At 54.3% G+C, this 17,878-nt stretch carries 21 protein-coding genes; 12 read left to right on the top strand and 9 right to left on the bottom strand.

What is annotated here, in order from left to right; all coding sequences use genetic code 11:
- Window positions 1–73: 73 nt before the first annotated feature.
- Together HBM95_17535 and HBM95_17530 are read left to right on the top strand one after the other, a co-directional pair.
- The gene (locus HBM95_17535) at window positions 74–550 is read left to right on the top strand and encodes a type II toxin-antitoxin system RatA family toxin (GenBank protein ID NIH44720.1); all 477 of its coding nucleotides are present in this window, start codon (window positions 74–76) and stop codon (window positions 548–550) included.
- Window positions 540–827, top strand: coding sequence for an RnfH family protein (locus HBM95_17530; protein ID NIH44719.1), 288 nt, complete (start codon window positions 540–542; stop codon window positions 825–827). The genes HBM95_17535 and HBM95_17530 overlap by 11 nt, the downstream gene beginning before the upstream one ends.
- Before the next feature lie 103 nt (window positions 828–930).
- On the opposite strand, the gene bamE is transcribed toward HBM95_17530, so the two are convergent.
- The 3 genes from bamE to nadK all read right to left on the bottom strand — a co-directional run bounded on the left by bamE (window position 931) and on the right by nadK (window position 4,033).
- Window positions 931–1,269, bottom strand: a complete 339-nt coding sequence (bamE, locus tag HBM95_17525; protein ID NIH44718.1) for an outer membrane protein assembly factor BamE — start codon at window positions 1,267–1,269, stop codon at window positions 931–933.
- A gap of 138 nt (window positions 1,270–1,407) precedes the next feature.
- Window positions 1,408–3,069, bottom strand: a complete 1,662-nt coding sequence (recN, locus tag HBM95_17520; GenBank protein ID NIH44717.1) for a DNA repair protein RecN — start codon at window positions 3,067–3,069, stop codon at window positions 1,408–1,410.
- Between the two features lie 85 nt (window positions 3,070–3,154).
- The gene (gene nadK, locus HBM95_17515) at window positions 3,155–4,033 is read right to left on the bottom strand and encodes an NAD(+) kinase (protein NIH44716.1); all 879 of its coding nucleotides are present in this window, start codon (window positions 4,031–4,033) and stop codon (window positions 3,155–3,157) included.
- Window positions 4,034–4,155: 122 nt separating this feature from the next.
- On the opposite strand from nadK, the gene grpE reads away from it, so the two are divergent.
- Entirely contained in the window at window positions 4,156–4,749 is a 594-nt protein-coding gene (gene grpE, locus HBM95_17510; GenBank protein ID NIH44715.1) for a nucleotide exchange factor GrpE, read from the top strand.
- A gap of 51 nt (window positions 4,750–4,800) precedes the next feature.
- Here grpE and HBM95_17505 read toward each other — a convergent pair whose 3' ends face one another.
- Window positions 4,801–6,087, bottom strand: coding sequence for an HlyC/CorC family transporter (locus tag HBM95_17505; GenBank protein NIH44714.1), 1,287 nt, complete (start codon window positions 6,085–6,087; stop codon window positions 4,801–4,803).
- Between the two features lie 19 nt (window positions 6,088–6,106).
- On the bottom strand, window positions 6,107–6,973 hold the full coding sequence (locus HBM95_17500) for an inner membrane protein YpjD (protein NIH44713.1): 867 nt from the start codon (window positions 6,971–6,973) through the stop codon (window positions 6,107–6,109).
- Window positions 6,974–7,064: 91 nt separating this feature from the next.
- Between HBM95_17500 and ffh the strand changes: the two genes are divergently transcribed.
- From ffh to HBM95_17465, 7 genes are all read left to right on the top strand, one after another.
- Complete coding sequence (gene ffh / locus HBM95_17495; protein NIH44712.1) at window positions 7,065–8,426, top strand: signal recognition particle protein; 1,362 nt, start codon at window positions 7,065–7,067, stop codon at window positions 8,424–8,426.
- Window positions 8,427–8,736: 310 nt separating this feature from the next.
- Complete coding sequence (gene rpsP / locus HBM95_17490; GenBank protein ID NIH44711.1) at window positions 8,737–8,985, top strand: 30S ribosomal protein S16; 249 nt, start codon at window positions 8,737–8,739, stop codon at window positions 8,983–8,985.
- 15 nt (window positions 8,986–9,000) lie between these two features.
- Window positions 9,001–9,540 (top strand): ribosome maturation factor RimM, encoded by a 540-nt coding sequence (gene rimM, locus HBM95_17485; GenBank protein ID NIH44710.1) that lies wholly within the window; start codon window positions 9,001–9,003, stop codon window positions 9,538–9,540.
- A gap of 31 nt (window positions 9,541–9,571) precedes the next feature.
- On the top strand, window positions 9,572–10,339 hold the full coding sequence (gene trmD / locus HBM95_17480; GenBank protein ID NIH44709.1) for a tRNA (guanosine(37)-N1)-methyltransferase TrmD: 768 nt from the start codon (window positions 9,572–9,574) through the stop codon (window positions 10,337–10,339).
- 43 nt (window positions 10,340–10,382) lie between these two features.
- On the top strand, window positions 10,383–10,730 hold the full coding sequence (rplS, locus tag HBM95_17475) for a 50S ribosomal protein L19 (protein ID NIH44708.1): 348 nt from the start codon (window positions 10,383–10,385) through the stop codon (window positions 10,728–10,730).
- Between the two features lie 132 nt (window positions 10,731–10,862).
- Window positions 10,863–11,267: a DUF2946 domain-containing protein gene (locus tag HBM95_17470; GenBank protein ID NIH44707.1), complete on the top strand. Its 405-nt coding sequence runs from the start codon at window positions 10,863–10,865 to the stop codon at window positions 11,265–11,267.
- 39 nt (window positions 11,268–11,306) lie between these two features.
- A complete protein-coding gene (locus tag HBM95_17465) occupies window positions 11,307–12,677 on the top strand; it encodes a PepSY domain-containing protein (protein NIH44706.1) in 1,371 nt (456 codons plus the stop codon).
- 2 nt (window positions 12,678–12,679) lie between these two features.
- On the opposite strand, the gene HBM95_17460 is transcribed toward HBM95_17465, so the two are convergent.
- The 4 genes from HBM95_17460 to HBM95_17445 form a co-directional block, all read right to left on the bottom strand.
- Entirely contained in the window at window positions 12,680–13,165 is a 486-nt protein-coding gene (locus tag HBM95_17460; protein ID NIH44705.1) for an OmpA family protein, read from the bottom strand.
- Between the two features lie 12 nt (window positions 13,166–13,177).
- Complete coding sequence (gene dgcN / locus HBM95_17455) at window positions 13,178–14,398, bottom strand: diguanylate cyclase DgcN (protein ID NIH44704.1); 1,221 nt, start codon at window positions 14,396–14,398, stop codon at window positions 13,178–13,180.
- A complete protein-coding gene (locus HBM95_17450; GenBank protein NIH44703.1) occupies window positions 14,391–14,987 on the bottom strand; it encodes a YfiR family protein in 597 nt (198 codons plus the stop codon). Before HBM95_17450 ends, dgcN begins: the two co-directional genes overlap by 8 nt.
- A 93-nt stretch (window positions 14,988–15,080) precedes the next feature.
- Window positions 15,081–15,455, bottom strand: coding sequence for a DUF2799 domain-containing protein (locus HBM95_17445; GenBank protein ID NIH44702.1), 375 nt, complete (start codon window positions 15,453–15,455; stop codon window positions 15,081–15,083).
- Between the two features lie 213 nt (window positions 15,456–15,668).
- On the opposite strand from HBM95_17445, the gene aroF reads away from it, so the two are divergent.
- Together aroF and tyrA are read left to right on the top strand one after the other, a co-directional pair.
- Window positions 15,669–16,739 carry a 3-deoxy-7-phosphoheptulonate synthase AroF gene (aroF, locus tag HBM95_17440; GenBank protein ID NIH44701.1) on the top strand — a complete coding sequence of 357 codons (1,071 nt, stop codon included), beginning with the start codon at window positions 15,669–15,671 and terminating at the stop codon, window positions 16,737–16,739.
- 10 nt (window positions 16,740–16,749) lie between these two features.
- Entirely contained in the window at window positions 16,750–17,871 is a 1,122-nt protein-coding gene (tyrA, locus tag HBM95_17435) for a bifunctional chorismate mutase/prephenate dehydrogenase (GenBank protein ID NIH44700.1), read from the top strand.
- Window positions 17,872–17,878: the final 7 nt, after the last annotated feature.

Raw genomic sequence — 17,878 nt, 5'->3', positions numbered from 1 at the left:
CATTGCGTCCTGTGAGGTCTAACGCGCTATCTTAGCACGAGATGAGCCTTAGCGTTTTTTTAACAGGTGATAAATGTTATTATTTGTCCGTTGTGTGACCATGGAAAATGCTATGCCTCAGATTAGCCGTACTGCGCTTGTGCCTTACAGCGCGGAACAAATGTATCAGTTAGTGAACGATGTTCAGTCTTATCCAGAGTTTATCCCGGGATGTACCGGGAGCCGCGTTCTGGAGTCTGGCCCGACGCAGATGACTGCGGCGGTGGATGTCTCCAAAGCGGGTATCAGCAAGACGTTCACCACCCGCAATACGCTGACCAACAATCAGAGTATTTTGATGCATCTGGTGGATGGCCCGTTTAAAACGCTGATGGGGGGGTGGAAGTTCACACCTCTGAGCGCTGATGCCTGCCGCATTGAGTTCCATCTGGACTTTGAGTTCACCAACAAGCTGATTGAGCTGGCGTTTGGCCGCATCTTTAAAGAGCTGGCGTCGAATATGGTTCAGGCGTTCACCACCCGCGCCAAAGAGGTTTACAGTGTCGCATAAGATCGCTGTTGAAGTGGTATACGCGCTGCCGGAGAAGCAGTATCTGCAGCGCGTGACGCTGGAAGAGGGGGCAACCGTAGAAGCGGCTATCCTCGCGTCCGGTATCCTTGAGCTTCGTAGCGATATCGACCTGGCGAAGAATAAGGTCGGGATATACAGCCGTCCGGTGAAGCTTGGCGACGTGCTGAAAGAGGGAGACCGGGTGGAGATTTATCGTCCGCTGATCGCCGACCCGAAAGAGCTGCGTCGCCAGCGTGCGGAGAAAGCGGGTAAGTAGCGTGTTTTCCCCTCACCCTGACCCTCTCCCCAAAGGGACGAGGGGATAAAAGAAATGCAAAAAGGTGCTCATTGAGCACCTTTTTTGTATTTCTGACTTCTGATTATTTGGTCAGGGCAGGCTTGTTGTCGATGTTGGTCAACACGCCGGCGCTGCTGAAGGTCAGCGTCAGGGTCTGCTGGGTCGCGTCTTCATGACCCGGCTTTTGACGGAATACATAGAACCAGGTATTAGTGCCGAATGGATCGGTCATCATCGGGGTTCCCAGTGTATAAGCGACCTGCTGTTGTGTCATCCCCACACGGATTTTGGACACATCGTTAGGGGTAAGGTAGTTCCCCTGGTTGATGTCAGGACGGTAAACCACTTTCTCCAGAGTGGAACAGCCTGCGGTCAACATCAGAAGAACCGCTGCGGCAGCGGTCAGCATTTTACAACGCATAGTGATTTGATTCCTTTTCGGGCCCGAGCAGAACGCGGCTCATATGTAATATGCCGATGATAATAGACCTTGCCCCACTTTGAAACCGGTCTGGCGGCGTTTTTGTTGTTCTGTATGACCCTGAGATCCCGAAAAAGTTTATGCCGCCAGCAGTTCTTTCGCGTTCGCGAGGGTATTACGCGTGACTTCGCTGCCGCCGAGCAGGCGTGCCAGCTCCTGCAGACGCGCACGTTTATCCAGCGGCTTCATGTGCGTTTCGGTCATTTCGCCGTCGGTTTCTTTACTGACGATGAAGTGATGATGACCGCAGCCCGCGACCTGCGGCAGGTGGGTGACACACATCACCTGCGTTGATTCACCTAGCTGGCGCAGCAGTTTACCTACCACCGCCGCCGTTGGGCCGCTGATGCCGACATCCACTTCATCGAAAATCAGCGCCGGGGTTTCCATTTTACGCGCGGTAATCACCTGAATCGCCAGCGCAATACGCGACAGTTCACCGCCGGAGGCCACTTTGGAGATAGCCTGCAGCGGCTGCCCCGGGTTGGTAGTGACGCGGAACTCGATGCGATCCGCTCCTTCTGCCGTCAGGTGGTTCTCTTCAAAACGGACATCAATGGTGAACACACCGTGCGGCATCGCCAGCGTGTGCATGCTATCGGTGATGTGCTGGCCGAGCTCCTGAGCGTAATGCTGGCGGATCTCATGCAGCTTTTTCGCCGTGGTCAGCGCCTGCTGATGATGCAGGTTAACGGCCAGAGAGAGGGTTTCCTGCGAATCAGCCTGATCGTCAAGCTGCTGCTGTTCTTCCAGCAGAGACTGATAGTAGCCTGGCAGTTCTTCCGGCGTAACATGGTGCTTGCGCGCCAGTGAGATCTGACGGGAAAGGCGCTGCTCCAGCTCAAACAGACGGTTCGGGTCGAGGTCCAGCCGCTCACAGTAGTGACGCAGTTCGTCACTGGCTTCAGAGATTTGAATCGCGGCCTCTTCCAGCATATCCAGCACGCCAGAAAGCTTGCTGTCCATGCCGGCCAGTTCGGTGACCAGTTGACGGACATTATACAGCTGGCTTTGGAGATTCACGTCTTCGCCATCAGCCAGCATGTTGAGGGCATTCTGGCTGGTTGAGAGCAGGTGGCCGCTGTTGGCCAGGCGCTTGTACTCTTCGTCGATTTGCTCAAACTCACCCGCCTGCGGGTTGAATTCGTTCAGCTCTTTAAGCTGGTACGCCAGCAGCTCCGCACGCGCGGCGCGCTCCTGGCTTTGCTGCTGGTGCTGGGCGAGCTCGCGGCAGCTCTGATGCCACAAGCGGTAGTGTTCCGCCATAAGTTGAGTAAGCGCATACTCACCCGCATAGCCATCAAGCAGGGCTTTCTGCTGTTCTGGTTTGACGAGTTGCTGATGCGCATGCTGACCGTGGATCTGGATAAGCAGCTGGCCGAGTTCGCGGAGCTGGGAGAGCGGGACCGCCGTGCCGTTGATAAAGCCACGTGAGCGTCCGTCGCTGCTGATCACGCGGCGAAGTAAACACTCACGTCCATCTTCGAGCTGATTCTGTTCCAGCCAGCGCTGGGCCGCAGGGGTGTCTTTCAGAGAGAAACGCGCGCACAGGTCGGCACGGTTTGCGCCCATGCGCACCATGTCGCCCTCTGCACGGCCGCCAAGGCACAAGCCGAGGGCATCAATGGCAATGGATTTACCCGCACCGGTTTCCCCGGTGATCGCCGTCATGCCGCTGTGGAAATCGATCTCAAGCTCACGAACAATGGCAAAGTTGCTGATGGTCAGTTGTGCCAGCATAATTGTTTTCCTGTATGAAAAACCATAACTGTGTTTTCATACAGTATAAACTGGTTTTTTATACAGTAAAGTCCTGGATGCAAAATCAGAACAATTTTTTTGACCAGCCAAGCTTCGAGCTTAATGTATTGAAATAGCTGTAATCTTTCGGGTGAATCAAATTCAGGTGGTAATCACACCGGCGAATAAGAACATCTTCACCTTCTTGGATCGGCAGCGCGATCTGGCTGTCGCAGCTGATCTCCAGGTCGTTACGGCGGTGCGAGAAGCGCAGACGTATCGTGCTGTCTCCGTTAATCACCAGCGGGCGGGCGGAGAGCGTGTGCGGGAACATCGGTACCAGGGTGATGGCATCAAGAGAGGGCGTCAGGATCGGGCCGCCCGCAGAAAGTGAGTAGGCGGTTGAGCCGGTTGGCGTGGAGATAATCAGCCCGTCAGAACGCTGGGAGAAGGCAAAGATTTCATCGATATAAACTTCGAACTCAATCATGTGCGCCACTTTACCGGGGTGAAGCACCACCTCGTTAATCGCGGTGCTGATGCGCTTCTGACAGTCCTGCTGGCACACCTGCGCTTCCAGTAAGAAACGTTTTTCACTGATATAGTGACCTTCCAGCACGTCGGCCAGCTGCTGTTGCGCATTGTCCGGGTCGAGGTCGGTTAAAAAGCCGAGATTGCCGCGGTTGATACCGATGACCTTGATGTCATAACGCGCCAGCGTGCGTGCCGCGCCGAGCATATTGCCGTCGCCGCCCACCACCACGGCGAGATCGGCCTGTTGGCCAATTTCCGCCAGCGTGCCGGTTTTGACGCTCTTCAGCTGCAGTTCCTGCGCAATCTGCTGCTCGACCATCACTTCATAGCCTTTGCTACACAACCAGCGATACAACATTTCATGTGTCGTCAATGCGGTAGGGTGACGCGGATGCCCGACGATCCCAATACACCTGAAATGATTATTCATTTTCTGGAGGTCCTTGTGCCTGATGAATGATGACAATCTCTCTTGTTCCCTTGAATCCAGGAAACTGATCCCCATAATAAGCGAAGTTAGCGAGATGAATGCAGAAAAACGCGGAGAAATTCATGAGTAGTAAAGAACAGAAAACGCCTGAGGGGCAAGCCCCTGAAGAAATTATCACGGAACAGCACGATGAGGTTGAGGCTGTAGAGCCTGACGCATCTGCTGAGCAGGTGGACCCGCGCGATGAAAAAATTGCGAATCTGGAAGCCCAACTGGTAGAAGCACAGAATCGCGAACGCGACACCGTTCTGCGCATCAAGGCGGAAATGGAAAATCTGCGTCGTCGTACCGAGCAGGACGTTGAGAAAGCGCATAAATTTGCGCTGGAGAAATTCGTCAACGAACTGCTGCCGGTGATCGATAGCCTCGATCGCGCGCTGGAAGTGGCTGACAAAGCGAATCCGGACAACGCGGCGATGATCGAAGGTATCGAACTGACGCTGAAATCCATGCTCGACGTGGTGCGTAAGTTTGGCGTGGAAGTGATTGCGGATACCGATGTGCCGCTGGATCCAAACGTTCACCAGGCCATCGCGATGGTTGAATCTGAAGAGATTGAAGCCGGTAAAGTGCTGGGCGTGATGCAGAAAGGTTACACCCTGAACGGCCGTACCATTCGCGCTGCGATGGTGACCGTCGCGAAAGCGAAAGCGTAATTTGCTACCTGTAGTGCCGGGTGGCGGCATTCGCCTTACCCGGCCTACGTTTTATTCGGCAATACTTTCCCGAAGTGGCGTGACGGGCAGCACCTTCACCTGCTTAATCATATTGTCCTGCACGTCCAGGATATCAATATCGTACTGCTCAATGCGCACCCGCGTGCCCGCCGCCGGGATCTCTTCCAGCGCTTCCAGAATCATCCCGTTCATGGTACGAGCTTCATCTTCCGGCAAATGCCAGTTAAAGGCTTTGTTGAGTTCCCGAATGTTCGCGCTACCGTCAATCAGCACCGAACCGTCGTTTTGCGGGGTGACCTCTTCCGCAAGGGAAGGAGACATTGACGTAGTAAAATCCCCAACAATCTCTTCCAGAATATCTTCGACCGTCACCAGCCCCTGAATATCGCCGTACTCGTTGACCACCAGGCCGACCTTCTTCTTGTTGCGCTGGAATTTCACCAGCTGCGTGCTGAGCGGGGTTCCTTCCGGCACGTAGTAAATCTCGTCGGCGGCGCGCAGCATCACCTCTTTGGTGAACTCTTTTTTCTCGGTCATCAGACGGTAGGCTTCGCGCACGCGCAGCATGCTGATGGCGTCATCCAGCGAGTCGCGATACAGCACGATGCGCCCGTGCGGGGAGTGCGTCAGCTGGCGGACAATGGCTTTCCAGTCGTCGTTGATGTCGATACCGACGATTTCGTTACGCGGCACCATGATGTCGTTCACGCTCACCTTTTCCAGATCCAGCACCGACAGGAGCATATCCTGATTGCGCCGGGAGATCTGCGAGCGGGATTCGTTCACAATGGTGCGCAGCTCTTCTTTGCTGAGCGCGCTGCTGATAGTGACGTCCGCTTTGATTCCCACCATCCGCATCAAAACGCGCGTCACCATGTTCAGCAGCCAGACCAGCGGCATCATCAGGATCTGCAGCGGCGCCAGCAGGAAGCTGCTCGGGTAGGCCACCTTTTCCGGGTAAAGCGCGGCGATGGTTTTTGGCAGTACTTCGGCAAACACCAGCACCACAAACGTCAGCACGCCGGTGGCAATCGCCACCCCGGCGTTGCCGTACAGACGCATCCCAACGATGGTGCCGAGGGCTGAGGCCAGAATGTTGACAAGGTTGTTGCCGATAAGCACCAGGCTTATCAGCTGATCCGGTTTGCGGAGCAGTTTTTCAACGCGACGGGCGGCACGGTTACCCTGTTTAGCACGATGACGCAACCGGTAACGGTTTAAGGTCATCATGCCGGTTTCCGAGCCGGAGAAATAGGCGGAGATGACCACCATGACGATCAGGATAACGATCAGCGTGGTGGTAGAGATGTGTTCCAGGGGGAACTCCTTTTGTTACTTAGCCAGCAAATTGCTGTATGAAGCGGCTGCCAAAATAGGCAAGGGTGAGAATGCCCGCACCCGCGACGTTGAACCAGACGACGCGACGACCGCGCCAGCCTTCATGGTAATGGCCCCACAACAGGACAATATAGACAAACCACGCGATGATGGAGAGCACTGCTTTATCGATATTCTCCACGCTGAACAGGTTCTTCATGTAAAACAGGCCCGTGCAGAGCGTGAGCGTCAGCAGCACCACGCCTATCTGCGTGATGTGGAACATCTTACGCTCAATGACCATCAGCGGAGGCATTTCATGGTTGAACGCCAGCCTTTTGTTTTTCAGTTGGTAGTCAATCCAGGCGAGCTGCATGGCGTAAAGCGCGGCGATAATCAGCGTCGCGTAGGCAAACAGCGACAGGCCGATATGCACCAGCATCCCCGGCGTCGCCTCCAGATGCGTAATGAATTCATTAGGCATAAAGGTGGCGAGGGCCAGATTGATCAGCGCGAAGGTATAGACAATCGGCAGCAGCAGCCAGCCGCGATTTTTAGACGCGACGATGGTCATTACCGTACAGATCATCAGGCTGACCAGCGAGCCGACGTTGAGGACGCTCAGGTTTTGCACGCTGCCGTCGCCGGGAATAATGCGTGATTCCAGCGCAAACGCGTGGCTTATCAGTGCAATGACCGCCGAAAGAATAGCCATGCGCCGCCAGCCGCTGTTTTTTTGCAGCAGTCCGGGAATAATCAGCGCGAGGCTGACAGAGTAGGCAACAAGGGCGATCAGTGCGAAAACAGGCATATAGGCATCGACAGTTGTCTTAATAAGAAAGAGAAGCAGTATAACGTTACGTGACGCCTGCTCCAACCGTTGCATAACAACAAAGGCGCCTTCATGTTATACTCCGGCAAAATTCTGTGTATGTGTCGCTCAATGCGACCCAACGTTTCTACTCAGGCGAGAGACAATGTTTGATAATTTAACCGATCGTTTGTCGCGCACGCTGCGCAACATCAGCGGCCGCGGACGCCTTACTGAAGAGAACATCAAGGAAACGCTGCGCGAAGTGCGCATGGCGCTGCTGGAAGCAGACGTGGCGTTGCCGGTTGTTCGTGATTTTATCAACCGCGTAAAAGAGAAGGCGGTTGGTCATGAAGTTAACAAGAGCCTGACCCCGGGTCAGGAGTTCGTCAAAATCGTTCGTAACGAACTGGTTTCGGCGATGGGCGAAGAGAACCAGGTGCTTAACCTGGCCGCTCAGCCGCCGGCCGTGGTGCTGATGGCGGGCCTGCAGGGTGCGGGTAAAACTACCAGCGTCGGTAAACTGGGTAAATTCCTGCGTGAAAAGCACAAGAAGAAAGTGCTGGTGGTCTCAGCGGACGTCTATCGCCCGGCGGCGATCAAGCAGCTGGAAACCCTGGCCGAGCAGGTCGGCGTGGATTTCTTCCCGTCCGACGTTGCCCAGAAGCCTGTCGACATCGTTAACGCCGCGCTGAAAGAAGCGAAGCTGAAGTTCTACGACGTGCTGCTGGTGGATACCGCCGGTCGTCTGCACGTTGACGAAGCGATGATGGACGAGATCAAACAGGTGCATGCCTCTATCAACCCGGTAGAGACCCTGTTCGTTGTTGATGCCATGACCGGTCAGGATGCGGCGAATACCGCGAAAGCGTTTAACGAAGCGCTGCCGTTAACCGGCGTGGTGCTGACCAAAGTGGACGGTGACGCCCGCGGCGGTGCGGCGCTCTCCATTCGTCACATCACCGGTAAGCCGATTAAATTCCTCGGCGTGGGCGAGAAAACTGAAGCGCTGGAGCCGTTCCACCCGGACCGTATCGCATCCCGTATCCTCGGCATGGGCGACGTGCTGTCGCTGATCGAAGATATCGAGAGCAAGGTTGACCGCGCGCAGGCCGAGAAGCTGGCCAGCAAGCTGAAAAAAGGCGACGGTTTCGATCTGACCGACTTCCTTGAGCAACTGCGTCAGATGAAAAACATGGGCGGCATGGCAAGTCTGATGGGCAAACTGCCGGGCATGGGCCAGATCCCAGACAACGTGAAAGCGCAGATGGATGACAAGGTGCTGGTGCGTATGGAGGCGATCATCAACTCGATGACGCTGAAAGAGCGCGCTAACCCGGACATCATCAAAGGTTCCCGTAAACGTCGTATCGCAGCCGGTTGCGGCATGCAGGTGCAGGACGTTAACCGTCTTCTGAAACAGTTCGACGACATGCAGCGCATGATGAAGAAAATGAAGAAAGGCGGTATGGCGAAGATGATGCGCGGCATGAAAGGGATGATGCCCCCTGGATTCCCAGGACGTTGATCGGCCTGGCTTGTTTGCCATTTTGACGCCGGGGAGTGCTCGACAAAACACGATAGTGTTTTGAACGCCCTTTAGGGCGGCCCGAAGGGCGAGCGGAGCGAGTAAATGCTCACGTACTACGTGTACGCTCCGCTTTCTGCGCGCTCGCCGACGGCAAACTGGCTGCACCGCCGACGGCCTTTTACAGCAGACTTATCAACTGCTGATTGCATTTTCCCCAAAAATCAGTAAAATTTTCGGGCTTTTAATATGACACCCGGGCTCCGTTCCTCGATGGGGCCCGGTTGTTTTATTCACACAAGAGGATGTTATGGTAACTATTCGTTTAGCACGTCACGGCGCTAAAAAGCGTCCGTTCTACCAGGTTGTTGTGACTGACAGCCGTAATGCACGCAACGGTCGCTTCATCGAGCGCGTTGGTTTCTTCAACCCACTGGCCTCTGGCGCAGAAGAAGAAACTCGTCTGGATCTGGATCGTATCGCTCACTGGGTTGGCCAGGGCGCTACTGTTTCCGATCGCGTTGCTACGCTGATCAAAGCAGCAAACAAAGCAGCTTAATCTGTCACGGTGGTCATGATGAGCAATAAAGCACCTGTTGAACCGATCGTATTGGGAAAAATGGGTTCTTGCTACGGTATCCGTGGTTGGCTCAGAGTGTTTTCCTCCACTGAAGACGCTGATAGCATTTTTGATTACCAGCCCTGGTTCATCCAGAAAGCCGGTAAGTGGGAAGAGGTCGAGCTGGAAAGCTGGCGTCACCACAATCAGGACATCATCATCAAGCTGAAAGGCATTGACGATCGTGATGCCGCGAATGCGCTGACTAATTGTGAAATTGTCGTGGATTCGTCGCAGTTGCCACAGCTGGAAGAGGGCGACTACTACTGGAAAGACCTTATGGGCTGCCAGGTAGTTACCACTGAAGGTTACAGCCTGGGGAAAGTCATCGATATGATGGAAACCGGGTCAAATGACGTTCTTGTCATTAAGGCAAACCTGAAAGATGCATTTGGCATCAAGGAGCGGTTGGTTCCGTTCCTCGATGGACAGGTTATCAAGAAAGTCGATCTCACTACTCAAACCATTGAAGTAGATTGGGATCCTGGTTTTTAAATTCTCCGGATAAACGGTAAAAGACGGCGCTATGTGGATTGGCATAATTAGCCTGTTTCCTGAAATGTTCCGCGCGATTACCGATTACGGGGTAACTGGCCGGGCAGTAAAGAATGGCCTGCTGAGCATCCAGAGCTGGAGTCCTCGCGACTTTACTCATGACCGGCACCGTACCGTGGACGATCGTCCTTACGGCGGCGGACCGGGGATGCTAATGATGGTGCAACCCTTACGGGACGCTATTCACACAGCAAAAGCCGCGGCAGGTGAAGGCGCGAAGGTGATTTATCTGTCACCTCAGGGACGCAAGCTTGATCAAGCGGGCGTGAGCGAACTGGCGACGAATCAAAAGCTGATTCTGGTCTGTGGACGCTACGAAGGGATAGATGAGCGCGTAATTCAAACCGAGATTGACGAAGAATGGTCTATCGGCGATTACGTTCTCAGCGGTGGTGAGTTACCCGCAATGACGCTGATTGACTCCGTCGCCCGGTTCATTCCGGGGGTACTGGGCCATGAAGCATCGGCAACGGAAGATTCCTTTGCCGACGGGTTGCTGGACTGTCCACACTATACTCGTCCTGAAGTGTTAGAAGGGATGGAAGTCCCGGCAGTGTTACTGTCTGGAAACCATGCCGAGATACGTCGCTGGCGTTTGAAGCAGTCGCTGGGCCGAACCTGGCTTAGAAGACCTGAACTTCTGGAAAACCTGGCTCTGACTGAAGAGCAAGCAAAGTTGCTGGCCGAGTTCAAAACTGAACACGCGCAACAGCAGCATGAACATGATGGGAATGCGTAATACGCTCCCGAATATCAGTTTACCCAGGATAAGAGATTAAATTATGAGCAACATTATTAAGCAACTTGAACAAGAGCAGATGAAGCAGGACGTACCTTCCTTCCGTCCAGGTGACACCGTGGAAGTGAAAGTATGGGTTGTTGAAGGTTCCAAAAAACGTCTGCAGGCATTCGAGGGCGTGGTTATCGCTATTCGTAACCGCGGTCTGCACTCTGCATTCACTGTTCGTAAAATTTCCAACGGCGAAGGCGTTGAGCGTGTCTTCCAGACTCACTCTCCGGTAGTTGACAGCATTGCTGTTAAACGTCGTGGTGCTGTACGTAAAGCTAAACTGTACTACCTGCGTGAGCGTACTGGTAAGTCTGCTCGTATTAAAGAGCGTCTGAACTAAGATTCGCTTAAGCGACATCCTGTTAGAAAGGGCTGGCCGAAAGGCTGGCCCTTTTTTTATCCTATCGCACCTCTCGCGTTAACCCTTTCGTCATAAATCATTTACAATGCTTGCCTCTTGAATGGAGGGGAAGTGGATAACGTACTGCATCAGCCTGACAGGAAACGCGCAGCGGCATTGACCGCGCTGTTTGCGATCCTGCTGATCGTGGTGGCGCCGCTTATCTCCGTCTCGCTGCAGAAAGACCCTATGAGCGCTATGCCGGGCATGCATCATGACATGAGTATGATGTCGATGGACGAGAACCATAGCGATGTGCCGCACACGATGCCTGTCGACCATGCTGAAGCCTGTGGCTATTGCGTGCTGTTAGCGCATGTCCCGGGCGTGATGCTGGCGCTGATCGTTCTGCTCAGCGTAGTGCTGCAGAGGCTTCGCGTTAAGCCTCCACGTCAGGTGGTCAGCTACTGGCACTTTTTCCCCTGGCTTTACCCCGATACCCGCGCGCCGCCGCGGCAGCCTGCTTTTTCCCTTTAAAAACTAAATCGATAACTTTTTGCCTTAAAAAGGAAAAGTATGACTACCTGCACGCCGCGCGTGGCATGGGGAAACCTGCTGCGTCGCCTCCATTTCTACGTCGGGCTGTTTGTCGGCCCGTTTATCTTCTTTGCCGCGCTGACCGGTACGCTGTACGTGGCGACCCCGCAGCTCGAGAATGCGCTCTACCGGCACGCGCTCCATACGGATTCTGTGGGCGAGCCGAAGCCGCTGGCGGAACAAATCACCGTGGCGGAAAAAGCCATTGGCTCAGATTTGCGTTTGCACGCCGTTCGTCCGGGGCTGGTTGAAGGCGAAACCACCCGCGTGATGTTTGCTGATCCGACGCTGGGGCCCTCGGAAAACCGGGCGATCTTTATCGATCCGGTAAGCCTGGCGGTGCTGGGGGATATGACGGTATACGGCACCAGCGGGATTTTACCGCTGCGTCAGACCATTGATTATCTGCATACCTCTCTGATGCTGGGCGATGTCGGGCGACTGTATAGCGAACTGGCCGCCTCCTGGATGTGGGTTGCCGCGCTGGGAGGGATTGCTCTGTGGTTTTATACCCGACCAAAACGCCGGATTAACAATTCCTTCCAGAACCGTCGTCGGGTGCATGTGACGCTCGGCTGGATATTACTGGGGGGCATGCTGCTCTTCTCTGCAACCGGCCTGACCTGGTCCCAGTGGGCGGGGGGAAACGTTGATAAGCTGCGCGCTGAGATGAACTGGCTAACTCCGCAGGTAAATACGGCGCTTTCCGGCGTGCCGGAGAACGTGGATGAGCACGCTGAACACCGTGGTCACCATGGCGGAATGGTGATGCCTGAAATGGCGATGGATCTGGTGCAGTTTGATGGCGTGTTAAGCGCGGCGCGTAAGGCGGGGATTGATGCCAACAGGCTGGAGATCCGCCCAGCGAAAACGATGGATCGCGCATGGACAGTGACGGAAATCGACCGCAGCTGGCCGACTCAGGTGGACGCCGTTGCGGTTGATCCCGGTACGATGCAGGTCCTGGACAGAACCCGATTTGAAGATTTCCCGCTCATGGCAAAACTGACCCGCTGGGGCGTGGATTTCCATATGGGGATCTTATTCGGGCTGGTGAATCAGCTGCTGCTCGTAGCCTTCGGCCTTGCCCTGTGCGTGCTCATCATCTGGGGATACCGGATGTGGTGGATGCGTCGTCCGGCGCGATCTGCGATGAATCCGGTGCAGACGCTCTCTCAGAGCTGGCTTGCGCTGTCAGGGTGGGGAAGAGGCGTTACGGTGATAATCAGCGTACTGCTGGGGCTGGCTTTACCGGTGATGGGCGTGAGTCTGACATTGTTTGTTCTGATTGACTGGCTGCGCTGGCGAGCGGCAACAGGCGTGTCGCTCACCGAATCATCCGCTAAATAATCCTATGGCGTGCTGATAACCACTGACACCCGGCGGTTTTCAGCACGCCCTTGTGCAGTACTATTGCTCGCAATCGGGTATTTTTTTCCTAATCCCTGGGTGGTGAGATTAGTGCGCGGGATATTCGCTCCCTTCGCCCACGCGTCGGCAACGGCATCGGCGCGTTTTAACGACAGTGCTTCGTTGTAACTTTCTTCACCGTAGTTATCCGTATGACCGTCCATTCGCGCGTGATTCAGGCCAGTTTTCGCCAGGCGAGATGCCATGGATTGGATCTGTGCTTCACTGTCCGGGCGCAGCCTGGCGTCATTTTTATCAAAGAGGATGGTATCCGACAGCCCCAAAGACCAGTCGCCGTTCAGTTCGTTAAAACCGTATGACTTCATCGCCGCGATTTGTTCAGGTGTGAATTTGCCCTGGGGCGGCGACTGGCAGCCAGCCAGAACCAGTGAGGCCATAACTAACGGCGCGAAATATCGTTTTAACATAGCATTTCCTTTCTAACTTATTGTTTTTGTACGCTGGTTTTTAACCTGGTACATATTGCGGTCGGCTTTCTCCAGTAATGCTTCAACGGACGCATTTTCCCACGCCAGAGCAAAGCCAATGCTGAGTGACATCGATGCTTTTTGTCCGTTATGCAGATCAAACGGACGGATAAACTGCTGCGCTAGCGCAGCACAAATGTGTTGAACCTCAGTCTCAGAATGCACACCGTAGAGCACCATGGCAAATTCGTCACCGCCAAGGCGGTAGGATTGATGGCGTTTATCGCCAAACTCCATCATCCTGCTGGCGACTTCAATCAATACGCAGTCTCCTGCCGCGTGTCCCCAGGTGTCGTTGATAAATTTAAAATTGTCACCGTCGAGGAAGAGCAGGGCCGAGTTTTTTCTGGCTGAAGGGTCGTTCATTAAGGCCGCAATGCTGTTACGAAACGCCGCGCGGTTGGCAAGACCGGTGAGCGGGTCGTGCATGGCGGTACGCAGCAGCTGGGCGTTTTTGGCCTGGAGCTTAAGCTGCCACTCCTCCATCTCATCCAGCAGGCTGTTGAAGTCTTCACCAAACTGGTGAAATTCTTCGATACGGCCATCTTTCACCCGGCGGGAGAAGTTGCGGTTTGTGCGCACGTCATGCACAACGTCAGTGATATTTTGCAGCGCCGTTACCATGCCGCGATGCAGAGAGTGGGTAATAGTAAGCGCGACGACGGTTGCAAAAAGAATACAGCCGGTGAGGACGGCAAACGACATCCAGATAAAATGACCGATCAGACTGTCACGCGCGGTAAGGCGAATTTCGCCGATTGCTGCGCCGTTATGCATGATGGGCTGTGCAACCGGAACGGGGAAAAGCCAGCGGCTCACCAGCGCGCCCAGCGTGTCATTATTATCCTTCGGGTTCCAGGACCAGTAGGCGAAGCGCTTTTTATGCCCGTTGATGACTTCTGCTACGGCAAACTGCCCCTGCTTACCCAGCGCAGCGAGCGTTTCGTTGGCCGCCAGTGAATCGTTGAAAACCAGCGAGGCTTCCAGGCTGTGGCTCATTGTGGCGCCGGTTAATTCGAGATTTTTTTGCGCGTACTGTTTTAATGTTACGACCGAGGCAAAACAGAGCAGCAGCCATATTAACGTCATCGTGATGATGACGCTTATCATGCTGTTTCGCCTCAGCGTTCTTTTAAACGTCGGACGTGGCGTCGAGGTGAAATCTTTATCCATGCTGCTTATTCCGTGCAAGCATTAATACATCCGGGTTGACCCTGACGCCACTGCGTGTCAACGCATCCAGATTGACGGAAAACCGCACCTGGCCACGATCGATTATCAGGCAAAAGGCACTGCCAATAATACATTCCGGATTTTGCTCTGAGATTAATAGCAATGCTCTGCCCTGATATTGACTTATTAATTCAAGTTGTTTCGCAGGTGGTTCAGTCCCGAAATAAACAGCATCGCATGTCGCGGCCAGGGCTTCCCGATCGTTACGGACAATAACGGGGGTATAGGGTAACTCGTTATTCCCCTGGTCGCTGCTGAGCGCGTGCGTATAGTGAGAAGTGGCGTAGATACAGAGCTTAGGCTGACCGGAAAGCGACGGCCATCGCGTATAGCTCACTATGCCTGAGACAATCGAACGTACCGATTTATCTGTCTCCGTGAGCGCGCCTGCCATCGCCGGGCCCACCATAAGGAACAGCATTAGCACCAGAGTGAGTCGGAACAAAGAGTTCAAGTATAAATTTCTCACCAGAATCCGCCGTACCGCTCCGGAAATAGATGTCCTTAAGAGTTGCGGGCAGAATACCATTGTTTATCAGAGCCGTCATTATGTCAGAAATAGCCCATGGCTGACCTAAGCTAAATCCTACAGTTGTTTATTTTCCAAAGAATAAAAGCAAACTTAATTAAGCCTGCTGGAACGCATACTTTCATCCATTCCTTTTTGCCATGACGCGTGCAGTTTCGCTGCATTTTCAACGGTATCACAACTGGCGGGATAAGATTTGCCCGCTAATCCCCATGCGTGAATAAAGCCTTCTTCGCATACTTTTTTCTGACCATCAGCATAGCCACGGAGATATTCACTACGATCGATATTGGGGTCGTTAAAACTATCGGCCAGGGTCTGGTTATCTTTAACCGGCAGGCCATTCATGGCGTCTTCTTTACCTGCACTGAACCAGTCCGGGCTCGTCCAGTTGGGCTGGAAAGTGTAAGGATTAATCTGGCAGCCCGATAAAAACAGCGACAGCAGGACGAGAGCAATCGATCGCATAATCCTTCTCCTTTTTCTTCAGCATAGCCTGGCGGAAGAAAGTTAGGGTGTAATTTTAACTTTACGTTTTTAGCGGCTGATTTTTGCAATTAATTGGTTTGTGTAAAGTAATGTGTACGTATTTTGGATTGAAATGTTTACTTTTTATGGTATCGTGGTTTCACCTCACTGAGGAAAACAACTATCGCAAACGAGCTTTACAGGATCGCTATCATGCAAAAAGACGCGCTGAACAACGTACATATCACTGACGAACAGGTTCTGATTACCCCGGATCAACTGAAAGCGGAGTTTCCGCTGAGCGCCGCGCAGGAGGCTCAGATCGAGCACTCTCGCCAGACCATTTCTGACATAATCGCCGGCCGCGATCCGCGCCTGCTGGTGGTATGTGGTCCTTGTTCTATTCACGATCCTGAAACCGCCATTGAGTATGCTCGTCGATTTAAAGCATTAGCGGAGGAGGTCAGCGATAGCCTCTATCTGGTGATGCGCGTCTATTTTGAGAAGCCACGTACGACCGTCGGCTGGAAAGGGTTGATTAACGATCCGCACATGGATGGCTCGTTTGATGTGGAAGCAGGCCTGAAGATTGCGCGTCGCCTGCTGGTGGAGCTGGTCAGCATGGGGCTGCCGCTGGCAACCGAAGCGCTGGATCCGAACAGCCCGCAGTACCTGGGCGATCTGTTCAGCTGGTCCGCGATTGGTGCGCGTACGACTGAATCGCAAACCCACCGCGAGATGGCGTCTGGCTTGTCGATGCCGGTTGGCTTTAAAAACGGTACCGATGGCAGCCTGGCGACGGCGATCAACGCCATGCGCGCCGCCGCTATGCCGCACCGCTTTGTCGGTATCAACCAGGCGGGCCAGGTGTGTCTGCTGCAAACGCAGGGCAACCCGGACGGTCATGTGATCCTGCGCGGCGGTAAAGCGCCAAACTACAGCCCAGCGGACGTGGCGCAGTGTGAAAAAGAGATGGAACAGGCGGGACTGCGTCCGGCACTGATGGTAGATTGCAGTCATGGTAATTCGAATAAAGATTACCGTCGCCAGCCAGCGGTTGCGGAATCCGTGGTTGCACAGATCAAAGACGGAAACCGTTCGATTATTGGTCTGATGATTGAGAGCAACATTCATGAAGGCAATCAGTCATCAGAACAGCCGCGCAGCGCGATGAAGCACGGCGTCTCCGTCACGGATGCCTGCATCAGCTGGGAAACCACCGATGCGCTGCTGCGTGAGATCCATAAAGATTTAAGCGGTCAGCTGGCGACGCGTCTGGCTTAAGAGGGTAGTTATGGTTGCTGAATTGACCGCACTGCGCGATCAAATTGATGAAGTGGATAAGGCGCTGCTGGACCTGCTGGCGCGTCGCATGGCGCTGGTTGCCGAAGTCGGTGAGGTGAAGAGCAAATACGGCCTGCCGATTTACGTCCCGGAGCGCGAAGCCTCAATGCTGGCCTCCCGTCGTAAAGAGGCCCAGGCGCTGGGCGTTTCGCCGGATTTGATTGAAGATGTTCTGCGTCGCGTGATGCGGGAATCCTATTCCAGCGAAAACGACAAGGGCTTTAAAACCCTCTGCCCGTCCCTGCGGCCGGTGGTGATTGTCGGCGGAGCAGGACAGATGGGGCGTCTGTTCGAGAAAATGCTGACGCTTTCTGGCTATCAGGTGCGCATTCTGGAAAAAGAGGACTGGGCGCATGCTCCGGAACTGATGAAAGATGCCGGAATGGTCATCGTCAGCGTGCCGATCCACGTGACGGAGCAGATCATCGGAAAGCTCCCGCCTCTACCGAAAGATTGCATTCTGGTGGATCTGGCCTCCGTCAAAAATGGTCCTCTGCAGGCGATGCTGGCTGCACATACCGGCCCGGTGCTGGGCCTGCACCCTATGTTTGGCCCGGACAGCGGCAGCCTGGCGAAGCAGGTGGTGGTTTACTGCGACGGTCGTCAGCCGGAAGCCTACCAGTGGTTCCTGGAGCAGATCCAGGTATGGGGCGCGAGGCTGCACCGCATCAGCGCGGTCGAGCACGATCAGAACATGGCGTTCATTCAGGCGCTGCGCCACTTTGCGACCTTTGCCTACGGTCTGCATCTGGCGGAAGAGAACGTGCAGCTTGAACAGCTGCTGGCGCTCTCTTCACCTATCTATCGTCTGGAGCTGGCGATGGTCGGGCGTCTGTTTGCGCAGGATCCGCAGCTTTACGCCGACATCATTATGTCGTCTGAAAATAACCTGGCGCTGATCAAGCGCTACTATCAGCGCTTTGGCGAAGCCATTACCCTGCTGGAGCACGGAGACAAGCAGGCGTTTATCGACAGCTTCCGCAAAGTGGAGCACTGGTTCGGCGATTACGCCACGCGTTTCCAGAGTGAGAGCCGGACGCTGTTGCGCCAGGCAAATGACAGTCGCCAGTAATCCAATG

Origin of the sequence: Enterobacter asburiae (genome assembly GCA_011754535.1) — a bacterium.
GTDB lineage: Bacteria > Pseudomonadota > Gammaproteobacteria > Enterobacterales > Enterobacteriaceae > Enterobacter > Enterobacter cloacae_N.
The sequence above is the reverse complement of the archived record's forward strand: the minus strand, read 5'-3'. Positions and strand labels throughout refer to the sequence as shown.

Bases quoted from the DNA above. Each gene is read 5' to 3' on its own strand.
- HBM95_17465 (NIH44706.1), top strand. From the start codon at position 11,307: ATGACTACCTGCACGCCGCGCGTGGCATGGGGAAACCTGCTGCGTCGC.
- nadK (NIH44716.1), bottom strand. From the start codon at position 4,033: ATGAATAATCATTTCAGGTGTATTGGGATCGTCGGGCATCCGCGTCAC.
- recN (NIH44717.1), bottom strand. From the start codon at position 3,069: ATGCTGGCACAACTGACCATCAGCAACTTTGCCATTGTTCGTGAGCTT.
- dgcN (NIH44704.1), bottom strand. From the start codon at position 14,398: ATGGATAAAGATTTCACCTCGACGCCACGTCCGACGTTTAAAAGAACG.
- HBM95_17460 (NIH44705.1), bottom strand. From the start codon at position 13,165: ATGTTAAAACGATATTTCGCGCCGTTAGTTATGGCCTCACTGGTTCTG.
- HBM95_17445 (NIH44702.1), bottom strand. From the start codon at position 15,455: ATGCGATCGATTGCTCTCGTCCTGCTGTCGCTGTTTTTATCGGGCTGC.
- aroF (NIH44701.1), top strand. From the start codon at position 15,669: ATGCAAAAAGACGCGCTGAACAACGTACATATCACTGACGAACAGGTT.
- HBM95_17535 (NIH44720.1), top strand. From the start codon at position 74: ATGTTATTATTTGTCCGTTGTGTGACCATGGAAAATGCTATGCCTCAG.
- HBM95_17450 (NIH44703.1), bottom strand. From the start codon at position 14,987: ATGGTATTCTGCCCGCAACTCTTAAGGACATCTATTTCCGGAGCGGTA.
- tyrA (NIH44700.1), top strand. From the start codon at position 16,750: ATGGTTGCTGAATTGACCGCACTGCGCGATCAAATTGATGAAGTGGAT.
- rimM (NIH44710.1), top strand. From the start codon at position 9,001: ATGATGAGCAATAAAGCACCTGTTGAACCGATCGTATTGGGAAAAATG.
- rplS (NIH44708.1), top strand. From the start codon at position 10,383: ATGAGCAACATTATTAAGCAACTTGAACAAGAGCAGATGAAGCAGGAC.
- bamE (NIH44718.1), bottom strand. From the start codon at position 1,269: ATGCGTTGTAAAATGCTGACCGCTGCCGCAGCGGTTCTTCTGATGTTG.
- rpsP (NIH44711.1), top strand. From the start codon at position 8,737: ATGGTAACTATTCGTTTAGCACGTCACGGCGCTAAAAAGCGTCCGTTC.
- grpE (NIH44715.1), top strand. From the start codon at position 4,156: ATGAGTAGTAAAGAACAGAAAACGCCTGAGGGGCAAGCCCCTGAAGAA.
- HBM95_17500 (NIH44713.1), bottom strand. From the start codon at position 6,973: ATGCAACGGTTGGAGCAGGCGTCACGTAACGTTATACTGCTTCTCTTT.
- trmD (NIH44709.1), top strand. From the start codon at position 9,572: ATGTGGATTGGCATAATTAGCCTGTTTCCTGAAATGTTCCGCGCGATT.
- ffh (NIH44712.1), top strand. From the start codon at position 7,065: ATGTTTGATAATTTAACCGATCGTTTGTCGCGCACGCTGCGCAACATC.